12 protein-coding genes are annotated in these 13,494 nt (G+C 70.2%); all 12 read left to right on the forward strand.

The window, feature by feature from the left end; all coding sequences use genetic code 11:
- Positions 1-39 precede the first annotated feature (39 nt).
- Positions 40-1,614, forward strand: a complete 1,575-nt coding sequence (locus AC1DDU_RS16935; protein WP_477436120.1) for a Rieske 2Fe-2S domain-containing protein — start codon at positions 40-42, stop codon at positions 1,612-1,614.
- A gap of 174 nt (positions 1,615-1,788) precedes the next feature.
- Entirely contained in the window at positions 1,789-2,325 is a 537-nt protein-coding gene (locus AC1DDU_RS16940; RefSeq protein ID WP_477436121.1) for a DoxX family protein, read from the forward strand.
- Positions 2,326-2,447: 122 nt separating this feature from the next.
- Positions 2,448-2,978, forward strand: coding sequence for a bifunctional pyr operon transcriptional regulator/uracil phosphoribosyltransferase PyrR (gene pyrR, locus AC1DDU_RS16945; protein WP_477436123.1), 531 nt, complete (start codon positions 2,448-2,450; stop codon positions 2,976-2,978).
- Positions 2,975-3,973, forward strand: coding sequence for an aspartate carbamoyltransferase catalytic subunit (locus AC1DDU_RS16950; protein WP_477436125.1), 999 nt, complete (start codon positions 2,975-2,977; stop codon positions 3,971-3,973). The genes pyrR and AC1DDU_RS16950 overlap by 4 nt, the downstream gene beginning before the upstream one ends.
- The gene (locus tag AC1DDU_RS16955) at positions 3,970-5,280 is read left to right on the forward strand and encodes a dihydroorotase (protein WP_477436127.1); all 1,311 of its coding nucleotides are present in this window, start codon (positions 3,970-3,972) and stop codon (positions 5,278-5,280) included. Before AC1DDU_RS16950 ends, AC1DDU_RS16955 begins: the two co-directional genes overlap by 4 nt.
- The gene (locus tag AC1DDU_RS16960; protein WP_477436128.1) at positions 5,277-5,786 is read left to right on the forward strand and encodes a PH-like domain-containing protein; all 510 of its coding nucleotides are present in this window, start codon (positions 5,277-5,279) and stop codon (positions 5,784-5,786) included. The genes AC1DDU_RS16955 and AC1DDU_RS16960 overlap by 4 nt, the downstream gene beginning before the upstream one ends.
- On the forward strand, positions 5,783-6,940 hold the full coding sequence (gene carA / locus AC1DDU_RS16965; RefSeq protein ID WP_477436130.1) for a glutamine-hydrolyzing carbamoyl-phosphate synthase small subunit: 1,158 nt from the start codon (positions 5,783-5,785) through the stop codon (positions 6,938-6,940). The genes AC1DDU_RS16960 and carA overlap by 4 nt, the downstream gene beginning before the upstream one ends.
- On the forward strand, positions 6,933-10,220 hold the full coding sequence (gene carB / locus AC1DDU_RS16970) for a carbamoyl-phosphate synthase large subunit (RefSeq protein WP_477436132.1): 3,288 nt from the start codon (positions 6,933-6,935) through the stop codon (positions 10,218-10,220). Before carA ends, carB begins: the two co-directional genes overlap by 8 nt.
- Positions 10,217-11,050, forward strand: coding sequence for an orotidine-5'-phosphate decarboxylase (gene pyrF / locus AC1DDU_RS16975; RefSeq protein WP_477436133.1), 834 nt, complete (start codon positions 10,217-10,219; stop codon positions 11,048-11,050). The genes carB and pyrF overlap by 4 nt, the downstream gene beginning before the upstream one ends.
- 1 nt (position 11,051) lies before the next feature.
- Positions 11,052-11,948, forward strand: a complete 897-nt coding sequence (gmk, locus tag AC1DDU_RS16980; protein ID WP_477436135.1) for a guanylate kinase — start codon at positions 11,052-11,054, stop codon at positions 11,946-11,948.
- A gap of 31 nt (positions 11,949-11,979) precedes the next feature.
- On the forward strand, positions 11,980-13,014 hold the full coding sequence (locus tag AC1DDU_RS16985) for a DUF4037 domain-containing protein (RefSeq protein WP_477436137.1): 1,035 nt from the start codon (positions 11,980-11,982) through the stop codon (positions 13,012-13,014).
- A 135-nt stretch (positions 13,015-13,149) separates the two neighbouring features.
- Positions 13,150-13,404, forward strand: coding sequence for a DNA-directed RNA polymerase subunit omega (gene rpoZ / locus AC1DDU_RS16990; RefSeq protein WP_018170775.1), 255 nt, complete (start codon positions 13,150-13,152; stop codon positions 13,402-13,404).
- Positions 13,405-13,494: the final 90 nt, after the last annotated feature.

Here is a 13,494-nt window from a genome sequence, read left to right on the forward strand (position 1 = left end):
CTCGCCTAGACTCGTGTGGTTCGATTCAGGAGGACTCCCATGCGCATCACGGGCCTCGGCCACGCCGGAATGTTCATCGAGACCGCCGGAGGAACCATCCTCTGCGACCCGGTGATCGGCCCGACCTTCTTCGGGTCGTGGTTCCCGTTCCCCGACAACCGGGCACTGGACTGGGAGAAGTACGGCAAGGCCGACTTCCTCTACATCTCGCACCGGCACCGCGACCACTTCGACCCGGCGCTCATGCACAAGTACGTGCCGAAGGACATCAAGGTCCTGCTGCCGGAGTATCCCACCGACGACCTCGAGCAGGACCTGCGGAAGCTCGGCTACGACAACATCGTCTACACCCAGGCGGGCGTCCCCCTGGAGTTCGGCGAGCTCAAGGTCATGGTGACGCCGCTGCGCGCCCCCAGCGACGGCCCCATCGGCGACTCGTCGCTCAGCGTCGACGACGGAACGGCCAGCATCCTGAACCAGAACGACTCCCATCCGCTCGATCTCGAGAAGCTGATGACGTTCTCCAAGCCCGACGCGTACTTCACGCAGGTCTCGGGCGCGATCTGGTGGCCGATGGTCTACGACCTGCCGCAGGACGCGAAGCAGAACTTCGCCAAGCTCAAGCGCGACGCCCAGAACAAGCGGGCGATGTACTACATCGAGAAGGTCGATGCCGAGCACGTCTTCCCGATGGCGGGTCCGCCGATGTTCCTGCGCGAGGAGCTGTTCCGCTACAACGGGTACGGCCTCGAAGGCGACGCGATCTTCACCGACCAGCGGCAGTTCCTGAAGCACATGAAGGAGCACCGCCCCGAGCAGAAGGGCTACGAGTTCCTGCCGGGGACCGTCGTGGAGGTCTCGGGCGGCGACGTCTCCATCACCCAGACGCTGTACACGGATGCCGAGATCGACCGCATCTTCGACGACAAGTGGTCGTACCTCGCCGAGCAGCGGGACTCGCGCCAGGACGAGGTGAGGGCCGAGGAGGCCTCGCGCGCCGCCGTGCTGCCGCCGGCCGAGATGCTCGCTGCGATCCAGGAGTGGTGGGAGCCGCTGCTGCGCCGCGCCCGCACCATCCGCAACGGTGTGGGCGGCAACGTGCGCTTCCGCATCGGCGAGCTCGACATGGTCGTGGACTTCCCGAAGGCGAAGGTGCGCGAGTACGCCGGCGAGGAGTGCATCTACTGGTACACGATCCCCGCCGATCTCGTCTCGACCAACATCGCGGACCACGAGATCGACTGGTCGAACTCGATCTTCCTGTCGATGCAGTTCGAGGTCGGACGCAGCGGCAAGTTCAACGAGTTCCTGACGACATTCCTCAAGTGCCTGTCGCGCGACCGCATCGAGTACGTGGAGAACTGGTACGCGGAGCAGACCGATCAGACCGAGGACGCGCAGCTGGGCGACTGGATGGTGCAGCGGCGCTGCCCGCACCTGCGCGCCGATCTCACCAAGACCGGCAAGATCGAGGACGGCGTCCTCACGTGCTCGCTGCACGACTGGAAGTGGGACCTCGCGACGGGCAAGTGCCTGACCAGCCAGGGGCACCCCATCCGCGCGTCGCAGGTGGAGGACGATCTGTTCCGCGCAGCGACGACTCCGGCGGCCTGACGACCCCGATCCCGACGGCTCGTTGTGGAGTTTCTACAACGAGATGACGAACTCTCTCCGCCGATGTGTGCGCTCGACGCCAATCTTCGCGGGTTCGTATCACCGCGCGGCCCTTCCGAGTCCTGATCACCGTGCCCGCATCCGCGGGCGATCAGAACCCGAAGGAGCCACGCCATGACCACCGTTCCGATCACCGGCGCCGGCAGCGTCGTCCCCGCGTCCACCGGTCGCACGAATCCCGCCCGCACGTTCCTCGCCCTGGCCGCTCGCGCCGAGGCCGGTACCAAGGTCTTCCTGCAGCGCTGGAGCGTCGCCGCTCTGCGCATCGCACTGGGCGCCGTGTTCGTCGTGTTCGGGGCGCTGAAGTTCATCCCCGGCGCGAGCCCGGTGGAGGAACTCGTGAGCCGGACGTGGGAGAAGCTCACCTTCGGACTCGTGGACGGCCAGGCCGCACTCGTGGCCACCGCGATCATCGAGGTGACCGCCGGTGCGCTGCTGATCGCCGGGGGCGCGTTCGCCCGCATCGGTCTGGTGGTGCTCGCCTTCGCCTTCGTCGGCATCCTGTCGCCCATCGTGCTGCTGCCCGCCGAGGTGTTCGGTCCCGCCGGGCCGACGCTGACCGGCCAGTACATCTTCAAGAACGTCGTGCTGATCGCCGCGGCGCTCGTCGTCGCCTCGCGGGTGCTGCGCGGGCCGTCGCCGCGACGCTGACCCGAGGCACATCGCACGACGAAGGCCGGCTCCCGCGGGGGCCGGCCTTCGTCGTGCCCTAGACTGGTTCCGATCACAGCAACCTTTAACCCCGTCCTGTGAGGCGGAGAAGGGAGCGGCGGATGAGCACGCGCATCGTGCTGCACGAGGCCGACATCGCCCGGGCCCTGACTCGGATCTCCCACGAGATCCTGGAGTCCAACAGGGGCCCCGAGGGCCTCGTCCTCCTCGGCATCCCCACTCGCGGCGTCACGCTCGCCCATCGCATCGGCGCGCTCGTCGCACAGTTCGGCGGAGTACCGGTCCCCGTCGGCGCGCTCGACGTCACGATGTACCGCGACGACCTGCACCGCAACCCGACCCGCGCGCCGCAGCCGACACAGATCCCCGCGGGCGGCATCGACGGCAAGGTGGTCGTGCTGGTGGACGACGTGCTGTTCTCCGGCCGCAGCATCCGCGCGGCGCTCGACGCCCTGCAGGACATCGGCCGCCCCGCCGCGGTGCGTCTCGCCGCTCTGGTCGATCGCGGTCACCGCGAACTGCCGATCCGCCCCGACTTCGTGGGCAAGAACCTGCCGAGCTCCCGCGACGAGCGCGTCAACGTGCGCCTGTCCGAGAACGACGGCGCCGAAGAGGTGACGATCGAGTCATGAGGCACCTGCTCGACACCAAGACCCTCTCTCGTGAGGACGCCCTGCGCATCCTCGACGTCGCGGAGGACATGGCCGACACCCAGCGTCGCGAGGTCAAGAAGCTGCCGACGCTGCGGGGCAAGACCGTCGTCAACCTGTTCTTCGAAGACTCCACCCGCACCCGCATCTCGTTCGAGGCCGCGGCCAAGCGGCTCTCGGCCGACGTCATCAACTTCTCCGCGAAGGGCTCCAGCGTCTCCAAGGGGGAGTCGCTGCAGGACACCGCGCAGACCCTGCAGGCGATGGGGGCGGATGCCGTCGTCATCCGCCACGGCGCCTCCGGCGCACCACGGACCCTCGCCACCAGCGGCTGGATCAGCGCGGGCGTGGTCAACGCCGGCGACGGCACGCACGAGCATCCGACGCAGGCGCTGCTGGACGCCTTCACGATCCGCAAGCGCCGGTTCGGCGACGACAGCCGCGGACGCGATCTCGCCGGGGTCTCGGTCACCGTCGTCGGCGACATCCTGCACTCGCGCGTCGCCCGGTCGAACGTGTGGCTGCTCACCACGCTGGGAGCCCATGTGACGCTGGTCGCGCCGCCGACCCTCGTGCCGCAGGACGTCTCGAACTGGCCGGTGCGCGTGCTGTACGACCTCGACGAGGCGATCGAGGCGGGCCCGGACGCCCTGATGATGCTGCGCATCCAGCTGGAGCGGATGAATGCGGCGTATTTCCCCACTGAACGGGAGTATTCGCGCCGCTGGGGCCTTGACGCACGCCGACTGCAGGCGCTCGGAGCCGATAGCATTGTGATGCACCCCGGACCCATGAACCGGGGTCTGGAGATCTCCGCAGAGGCCGCGGACTCACCCCGTTCGACGGTGCTCGAACAGGTGACCAACGGCGTCTCGGTGCGCATGGCCGCGCTCTACCTGCTGCTGGCGGGCGCGGAGCGCGACACCGCCGATCCCGCACCCTCCGGGGACGGACGAGAGAAGGAGAACACCCGATGAGCGAGACCCTTCTCTTCCGCGGAGCGCTGGTCGAAGGCAGCACCGCCGCCGATCTCCTCGTCTCCGACGGCGTGATCGCCGAGGTCGGCACCGGCCTCAGCCACGCCGGCGCGACCGTCGTCGACGTCGACGGACTCGTGCTGCTTCCCGGCCTGGTCGACCTCCACACGCACCTGCGCGAACCCGGGTACGAGGCATCCGAGACGATCCTCACCGGCTCGCGCGCGGCTGCGGCCGGCGGCTACACCGCGGTGTTCGCGATGCCCAACACCTCGCCGGTGGCCGACACCGCGGGCGTCGTCGAGCAGGAGCTCGCCCTGGGCGAGGCGGCGGGCTTCGTCACCGTGCAGCCGATCGGCGCCGTCACCGTCGGGCAGAAGGGCGAACGCCTCGCCGAGCTCGGCGCGATGGCCGACTCGCGTGCCCGCGTGCGCGTGTTCAGCGACGACGGCTTCTGCGTGTGGGACCCGCTGATCATGCGCCGCGCGCTGGAATACGTGAAGGCGTTCGACGGCGTCATCGCCCAGCACGCGCAGGACCCGCGCCTGACCGAGGGCGCCCAGATGAACGAGGGCGCCGTCTCCGCCGAGCTGGGCCTCGCCGGCTGGCCGGCGGTCGCCGAGGAGTCGATCATCGCCCGTGACGTGCTCCTGGCCGAGCACGTCGGCTCGCGCCTGCACGTGTGCCACCTGTCCACGGCGGGCAGTGTCGACATCATCCGTTGGGCGAAGAAGCGGGGCGTCAACGTCACCGCCGAGGTCACGCCCCACCACCTGCTCCTCACCGACGAGCTCGTGCGCGACTACGACGCACGCTTCAAGGTGAACCCCCCGTTGCGCCGCGAAGAGGACGTGCTCGCGGTGCGCGAGGGCCTGGCCGACGGGACGATCGACATCGTCGCGACCGATCACGCCCCGCATCCCGCCGAGGCGAAGGCCTGCGAGTGGCATGCGGCCGCCAACGGCATGGTGGGCCTGGAGAGCGCCGTGCGCGTGGTGCAGCAGGCGATGGTCGACACCGGCCTCATCACGTGGGGCGATGTCGCCCGGGTCATGTCGCGCGAGCCCGCCCGCATCGGCCGCCTGGCGGGCCACGGCACGCCGCTGACCGAGGGTCAGCCGGCATCCCTCGCCTTCTACGACCCCGCTCCGCGCCGCACCTTCACGACCGGCGACCTTCGCGGTCGCAGCGTGAACTCGCCGTACCTCGGGCGCGAACTGCCCGGCGAGGTGCGGTGGACGCTGCACCAGGGCACGGCCACGGTCGCCGACGGCGTGCTGCTGGACTCCCCGGGGGTGCGCGCATGACCCGTGAAGGCGCCCTCGCGGTCATGACCGCCGTCGCCGTGGGGCTGCTCGCCGCGCTCGCATGGGCGTGGTGGCGCAAGACCCGGCGCGACGCGACGCCGTTCGTGCACCCTGGCGATCTCCCCGCGGATGCCGCGGTGGTCGCGACCTTCGAGACGCTCTACGTCGCCACGACCAAGCACGACGAGCCGCTCGAGCGGATCGCCGCTCCCGGGCTCGGCATGCGCTCCCGGGCGACCGTCACGGTCGCCGACGCCGGCGTCGCCGTCGATCTGACCGGGCAGGAACGGTTCGTCCTGACCCCCGATCAGATCATCGACGTCGGCCAGTCCACCGTCGCCATCGACCGCGTGGTCGAACAGGACGGTCTCACCCGCCTCACGTGGCGCACCGACGCGGACACGACCGTCGACTCCTACTTCCGACCCCAGGATGCCTCGGCCCGCGCCCTCGTGGACGCCGTGGCCGGCATCCTTCCCCCGACCCAGACGGGAACCGACGCATGACCTCCCTGTTCCACACAGACCCGGCCGTCCTCGTGCTCGAGGACGGGACCCGCCACGTCGGCCGCGCGTACGGCGCGCTCGGCACGACGATCGGCGAGGTGGTCTTCGCCACCGGCATGACCGGCTATCAGGAGACCCTCACCGACCCCTCGTACGCGGGTCAGATCGTCCTCCAGACGGCACCGCACATCGGCAACACCGGCATGAACGGCGAAGATCCCGAGTCCCGACGCATCTGGGTCTCGGGCTACATCGTGCGCGACCCCTCCCGTGTGGTGTCGAACTGGCGCGCCGACGAGTCGCTGGACGACGCCCTGGTCAGTGACGGCGTCGTCGGCATCAGCGGCATCGACACGCGCGCCGTGACGCGCCACATCCGGTCGGCCGGATCCATGCGGGGCGCGATCTTCTCGGGCGATGCCGCCGCCGTCGATCCCGACGAGCAGCTTCGCCTGGTGCGCGAGGCGCCGCAGATGGCCGGTCAGAACCTGTCGGCCGAGGTGTCGGTCGCGACCGCCGAGGTCACGCCGGCGACGGCGGAGCGCATCGGCAACCTCGCCGTGCTCGACCTCGGCGTCAAGCAGGCCACCGTCGACAACCTCGCCGCGCGCGGCTTCGACGTGCACGTGCTGCCGCAGGACGTCACGATCGACGAGATCCGCGCGATCGAGCCGGTCGCGGTGTTCTACTCGAACGGCCCGGGCGACCCGGCCGCCTCCGGCGACCACGTGGCGCTCCTGCGCAGCGTGCTCGACGACGGCCTGCCGTTCTTCGGGATCTGTTTCGGCAACCAGCTGCTCGGCCGCGCCCTGGGGCTCGGCACCTACAAGCTGCCGTTCGGCCACCGCGGCATCAACCAGCCGGTGCTCGACAAGGCCACCGGCCGCGTCGAGATCACCGCTCACAACCACGGTTTCGCCGTCGATGCCCCCCTGGAGGGCGCGTTCGACAGCCCGAACGGCTACGGGAAGGTCGAGGTGAGCCACGTCGGCCTCAACGACCAGGTCGTCGAGGGCCTGCGCGCGCTCGACATCCCGGCGTTCTCGGTGCAGTACCACCCCGAGGCCGCCGCCGGCCCCCACGACGCCAACTACCTGTTCGACCGCTTCCGCGACCTGGTCGTCGCGACTCTGGAGACCAAGAAGAATGCCTAAGCGCGACGACATCAACTCCGTCCTGGTCATCGGCTCCGGCCCGATCGTGATCGGGCAGGCGTGCGAGTTCGACTACTCGGGCACGCAGGCCTGCCGCGTGCTCCGCGAGGAGGGCGTGCGCGTCATCCTGGTGAACTCGAACCCGGCCACGATCATGACCGACCCCGACTTCGCCGACGCGACGTACATCGAGCCGATCAACTGGCGCGTGATCGAGACGATCATCGCCAAGGAGAGGCCCGACGCGATCCTGCCGACGCTGGGCGGTCAGACGGCGCTCAACGCCGCGATCGACCTGCACAAGCACGGCATCCTCGAGAAGTACGACGTCGAGCTCATCGGCGCCGACTTCGAGGCGATCAACAAGGGCGAGGACCGCCAGATCTTCAAGCAGCTGGTGCTCGACGCGGGCGCCGATGTCGCGGCATCCGTCATCTGCCACACGATGGACGAGCTCCTCGCCGGCGCCGAGAAGCTCGGCTACCCGCTCGTGGTGCGCCCGTCGTTCACGATGGGCGGCCTCGGCTCGGGCTTCGCGTACGACGAGGCGGACCTCCGTCGCATCGGCGGCGCGGGCCTGCACGACTCGCCCACGAACGAGGTGCTCCTCGAGGAGTCGATCCTCGGGTGGAAGGAGTACGAGCTCGAGCTCATGCGCGACACCGCCGACAACACGGTCGTCGTCTGCTCGATCGAGAACGTCGACCCGGTGGGCGTCCACACCGGCGACTCGATCACCGTCGCCCCGGCGCTCACCCTCACCGACCGCGAGTACCAGAAGCTGCGCGACATCGGCATCGACATCATCCGCGCGGTGGGCGTCGACACCGGCGGCTGCAACATCCAGTTCGCGGTGAACCCCGAGAACGGGCGCATCATCGTGATCGAGATGAACCCGCGCGTGTCGCGCTCGTCGGCGCTGGCCTCGAAGGCCACGGGCTTCCCGATCGCCAAGCTCGCCGCCAAGCTCGCGATCGGCTACCGCCTCGACGAGGTGCCGAACGACATCACGAAGGCGACGCCGGCGAGCTTCGAGCCGACGCTGGACTACGTCGTCGTGAAGGTGCCGCGCTTCAACTTCGAGAAGTTCCCCGCCGCCGACACCACGCTCACCACCACCATGAAGTCGGTGGGCGAGGCGATGGCGATCGGGCGCAACTACGCCACGGCGCTGCAGAAGGCGCTGCGTTCGCTCGAGAAGCGCGGCTCCAGCTTCCACTGGGGCGACGAGCAGCGCTCGGCGGACGAGCTCCTCGAGATCGCGAAGACGCCGACCGACGGGCGCATCGTCGTCCTGCAGCAGGCACTGCGCAAGGGCGCCACGATCGAGCAGGCGTTCGAGGCGACCAAGATCGACCCGTGGTTCCTCGACCAGATCGTCCTCATCAACGAGGTCGCCGAGTTCGTGCGCCAGGCGGGCGAGCTGGATGCCGCCACCCTGCGCGTCGCCAAGGAGCACGGCTTCAGCGACGCCCAGATCGCGCAGCTGCGCGGTGACAGCGAGGCCCAGGTGCGCGGCATCCGTCACGGCCTGGGCGTGCGTCCGGTCTACAAGACGGTCGACACGTGCGCGGGGGAGTTCCCGGCGCTCACGCCCTACCACTACTCGAGCTACGACCTCGAGACCGAGGTGACGCCGTCCGAACGCACCAAGGTCGTCATCATCGGCTCGGGCCCGAACCGCATCGGCCAGGGCGTCGAGTTCGACTACTCGTGCGTGCACGCGTCGTTCGCGCTCTCCGACGCCGGGTACGAGACGGTGATGGTCAACTGCAACCCCGAGACCGTGTCGACCGACTACGACACGTCCGACCGCCTGTACTTCGAGCCGCTGACCCTCGAGGACGTCCTCGAGGTGCTCCACGCCGAGGCGCAGTCCGGCACGATCCTGGGCGTCATCTGCCAGCTCGGCGGCCAGACGCCGCTGGGTCTGGCGAAGGGCATCGAGGAGGCGGGGTACACGATCCTGGGCACCAAGCCCGCGGCCATCGATCTCGCCGAGGAGCGCGAGCTCTTCTCGCGCCTGCTCGACGACGCCGGCCTGGTCGCACCGCGCAACGGCACCGCGATCGACGTCGACGGCGCCGTGGCGGTCGCCGAGGAGATCGGCTACCCGGTGCTGGTGCGCCCGAGCTTCGTGCTCGGCGGCCGCGGCATGGAGATCGTCTACTCGACCGAGGCGCTGCGCGACTACTTCGTGCGGATCGCGGATGCCGCGATCATCGGCCCCGGCATGCCGCTGCTCGTGGACCGGTTCCTCGACGACGCGATCGAGATCGACGTCGACGCGCTGTTCGACGGCGAGGAACTGTACATCGGCGGCGTGATGGAGCACCTCGAGGAGGCCGGCATCCACTCCGGCGACTCGTCGTGCACGCTCCCGCCGGTGAGCCTCGGCCGCACCGACATCGACCGTGTCCGCGAGGCCACGCACGCCATCGCGAAGGGCGTGGGCGTGCGAGGGCTCCTGAACGTGCAGTTCGCGATCTCGGCCGGGGTGCTCTACGTCATCGAGGCGAACCCGCGCGCGAGCCGCACGGTGCCGTTCGTGTCGAAGGCGCTCGGCATCCCGCTGGCCAAGGCCGCGTCGCGCATCATGGCCGGCGCCTCCGTCGCCGAGCTCAAGGCCGAGGGCCTGCTGCCCGCGCAGGACGGCTCCCGCGTGCCGCTGGACGCCCCCGTGGCCGTCAAGGAGGCGGTGCTCCCGTTCAAGCGGTTCCGCACCCGTGAGGGGCAGACCGTGGACTCCGTGCTCGGCCCCGAGATGCGCTCGACCGGCGAGGTGATGGGCATCGACCGCGACTTCCCGACGGCGTTCGCGAAGTCGCAGGAGGCCGCGTACGGCGGTATGCCGCAGTCCGGCACCGTGTTCATCTCGGTGGCCGACAGCGACAAGCGCGCCGTCATCCTGCCCGCGCACCGCCTGCAGGAGCTCGGCTTCGACCTGGTCGCGACCGAGGGGACCGCCGAGATCCTCGCCCGCAACGGCATCGCCGTGCGGGTGGTGAGCAAGTACTCCGAGACCCAGGAGTCCGGCGGCACCAACATCGTCGATCTCATCAACGCGGGCGACATCGACATCGTCGTGAACACCCCCTCGGGCGGCGCCGCACGCGCCGACGGATACGAGATCCGCGCCGCGGCGGTCGCCGGCGACAAGGCCCTGTTCACCACGATGGCCGTCCTCGGCGCCGCGGTGAGCGCCCTGCCGGTGCTGCGCGAGGGCTTCAAGGTGAAGAGCCTGCAGGAGTACGCCGCCGAGCGACAGGGAGCTGCATGATCTCATTCGGGGAACGCGTCCGCGCCGCGATGGCGGAGCACGGGCAGCTGTGCGTCGGCATCGACCCGCACGCCCACCTGCTGGCGGAGTGGGGGCTGGATGCCTCCGCCGCCGGTGCGCGCGAGTTCGGCCTCCGCGTGGTCGAGGCCGCCGCCGGGCAGGTGGCGGTGGTCAAGCCGCAGGTCTCGTTCTTCGAGCGCTACAGCTCGGCCGGCTTCGTCGCGCTCGAGGCCGTGCTCGCGGCCGCCCGAGAGGCCGGCCTGCTGGTGATCGCCGATGCCAAGCGCGGCGACATCGGCTCGACGATGGACGCCTACGCCGGGGCCTGGCTCGCGCAGGGATCGCCGCTGGAGGCCGACGCGCTGACCGTCAGCCCGTTCCTGGGCGTGGGCGCCCTCGACGGCACCTTCGAGCTCGCCCGGCGCCACGGCAAGGGTGTGTTCGTGCTCGCGGCGACGAGCAATCCCGAGGCGCTGTCTCTGCAGCGCGCGACGCATACCGACGGTGAGACGGTGTCGGCCGACATCGTCCGCGAGGTGTCCGAGCGCAATCTGCGCGCGACCCCCGACGGGCAGTGGGGGAGCCTCGGCTTCGTCATCGGCGGCACGGTCGAGTGGGCGGATGCCGGCCTCCGGCCGTTCGCTCCGACCGCGCCGATCCTGGGGCCAGGCTTCGGTCATCAGGGCGCGGAACCGCGGCACCTCCGCGCGCGCTTCGGCGACCAGGCGGAAGCGGTGATAGCGTCGGAGAGCCGCAGCATCCTGGCTGCCGGACCCGACCGGCTCGCCGCGCGCATCTCCGAGCGCGCCCTTCTCTACCGTGGTGATTGACATGCCCGATTCACGCACCCCTCCCGAGGTCGACAGGGTGGCGGCGTCCCGCCGCGCCGTCGCCGCTCGACGCGAACGCGCCGCCCTGAAGAAGGACGTCGCCATGCGGGTGATCACGCCTCAGGAACTGCTGCGGCGCGCCCTTGCCGACCCGACGTCACCCGCCGGCGCGATGCGGGTGCCGGAGTTCCTCACCGCGATCCCCGCGATCGGCGAGGGCAAGCGCGACCGCATCCTGCAGGATCTCGAGATCTCGCCCGTCAAGCGCCTCGGCGGCCTCGGCTCCCGGCAGCGGGAGGACCTGCGACGCTTCCTCGACGCACGCTGGCCCGAACTCGAGCCGCGCGGCGGCCGCAGCCGCCTCGTCGTGCTCGCGGGCCCCACCGCGGTGGGCAAGGGGACGGTGGCCGCCCACATCAAGGAGCACCACCCCGAGATCCTGCTGTCGGTGTCTGCCACGACCCGGGCGCCCCGCCCCGGTGAGGTCGACGGCGAGCACTACTACTTCGTCGACGACGCCGAATTCGACCGCATGATCGCCGACGGCGAGCTGCTCGAGCACGCGACCGTGCACAACGCCTACCGCTACGGCACGCCGCGGGGCCCGATCGAGAAGGCACTCTCCGAGGGTCGCACCGTGCTGCTGGAGATCGACCTGCAGGGCGCCCGTCAGGTGCGCGAGGCAGACCCGTCCGCGACGCTGGTGTTCCTGCTGCCGCCCAGCTGGGACGAGCTCGTCCAGCGGCTGGTCGGCCGCGGCACCGAGGACGCCGCCGAGCGCGCACGGCGCCTGCGCACCGCGAAGACCGAGCTGGCCTCGCAGGGGGAGTTCGACTACCGCGTCGTCAACGACGAGGTCGCGCACGCCGCGTCCGAAGTCGCCCGCCTCGCGCGCTGACGCCAGAGCGCACCGCCGATAGGCTTCCGCGGTGCATGACGAGCTCCTCGACGGTCAGCGACTGGCCGAACGGTTCTACTTCGATGCGGTCCGCCCGCTGATCGCCGAGCGGTGGCCAGGCCTTGCGGTCGCGGCCGGGCGTCTGGGCGCGGGCTCCGACGTCCTCGGGCTCGACGATGCGACGTCCCGCGACCACGACTGGGGGCTGCGGCTGAGCCTGTTCGTCGACGACACGATGGTTGACGCGGTCGACCGGGCCCTGGCCTCCGATCTGCCGGAGAGCTTTCTCGGACTGCCGACGAGGTTCGCCTTCTCGGGTGACACGGCCGCTCGTCATCACGTGCACGTGTCATCACCGCGCGCGTTCGCCGTGGAACGGCTGGGCTTCGACCCTTCCGCGCCGATGACCGCGGTCGACTGGCTGTCGGTGAGCGGCCAAGCGGCCCTCGAGATCGTCGCCGGGCCGGTGTTCGTGGACGACACCGGCGACATCACCCGGATCCGCACGGCGCTGCGGCAGTACCCCGACGGTGTGCGGAGCTATGTCGTCGCCTCGGGGTGGCAGCGCATCGCCGAGGAGCTGCCGCTGCTCGGCAGAGCCGCGCAGGTCGGCGACGACCTCGGGTCGCGGATCATCGCCGGCCGCATCTGCGCGACCGTCATTCATCTCGCGTTCGTCCTCACGCGCAGATGGATGCCGTACGCGAAGTGGAGCGGCACTATGCTCGCGGGCATCCCGGGCACCGGGGCTGTGACCGACGCGCTGGACGGCGCGTTGCGGGCCCGGGACGGCCAGGAGAGGCAGGAGCGGCTCGCGACCGCGCTCGACGCTCTCCTCGACCTGCAGCGGGACGCGGGGCTGCCTGCCCCCGCACCCGCGACCGAGGCGTTCTGGGACCGCCCGTTCCTCCACCCGCGTGCCGAGATCGTCCAGCATCTGCGGGAGCGGATCACGGATGCCGACGTCGCCGCACTGCCATCGGGCCGCGGCTGCATCGAGCAGCGCACCGACAACGTCGCGATCCTCGTGGACCCCGCGGCGCGGCGCGCCCTCGCCGCGGTGTGAGCCTGCGGCGCGCCGACCGGGTAGACTGGTGGGATGCGTCCGCGCGCCGATGGCGCGCGCCCATCGGCACACCGTTCACGCCGGGCCGCGGCATCCATCCCCGCCCCGGGCACATCGTCAGACCAGGAGGTTCCCATGGCCGGAACGAACCAGGGCATCATCGAGCCCCCCATCGACAGCCTGCTCGAGAAGGTCGACTCGAAGTACCAGCTCGTGATCTTCGCGTCCAAGCGTGCGCGCCAGATCAACGACTACTACTCCGACCTGCACGAGGGCAACCTGTTCGACAACGTCGGCCCGCTGGTCGACTCGACCGTCGAGGACAAGCCCCTCACGATCGCGATGCACGAGATCCACGAGGACAAGCTGCGCCTGCGCCGCGCGGAGTAATCCTCCCCGTTACGACCGCTATGCCCCCGAAGACGGCCATGTCCGCCTCCGGGGGCATACTGGTGTCCGCCCCCTCGACTCCCGGCACGC

The sequence above is a fragment of the Microbacterium sp. 05T445 genome (assembly GCF_056395865.1).

Coding starts and splice junctions, on each gene's coding strand:
- AC1DDU_RS16935 (WP_477436120.1), top strand. CDS start 40: ATGCGCATCACGGGCCTCGGCCACGCCGGAATGTTCATCGAGACCGCC.
- AC1DDU_RS16940 (WP_477436121.1), top strand. CDS start 1,789: ATGACCACCGTTCCGATCACCGGCGCCGGCAGCGTCGTCCCCGCGTCC.
- pyrR (WP_477436123.1), top strand. CDS start 2,448: ATGAGCACGCGCATCGTGCTGCACGAGGCCGACATCGCCCGGGCCCTG.
- AC1DDU_RS16950 (WP_477436125.1), top strand. CDS start 2,975: ATGAGGCACCTGCTCGACACCAAGACCCTCTCTCGTGAGGACGCCCTG.
- AC1DDU_RS16955 (WP_477436127.1), top strand. CDS start 3,970: ATGAGCGAGACCCTTCTCTTCCGCGGAGCGCTGGTCGAAGGCAGCACC.
- AC1DDU_RS16960 (WP_477436128.1), top strand. CDS start 5,277: ATGACCCGTGAAGGCGCCCTCGCGGTCATGACCGCCGTCGCCGTGGGG.
- carA (WP_477436130.1), top strand. CDS start 5,783: ATGACCTCCCTGTTCCACACAGACCCGGCCGTCCTCGTGCTCGAGGAC.
- carB (WP_477436132.1), top strand. CDS start 6,933: ATGCCTAAGCGCGACGACATCAACTCCGTCCTGGTCATCGGCTCCGGC.
- pyrF (WP_477436133.1), top strand. CDS start 10,217: ATGATCTCATTCGGGGAACGCGTCCGCGCCGCGATGGCGGAGCACGGG.
- gmk (WP_477436135.1), top strand. CDS start 11,052: ATGCCCGATTCACGCACCCCTCCCGAGGTCGACAGGGTGGCGGCGTCC.
- rpoZ (WP_018170775.1), top strand. CDS start 13,150: ATGGCCGGAACGAACCAGGGCATCATCGAGCCCCCCATCGACAGCCTG.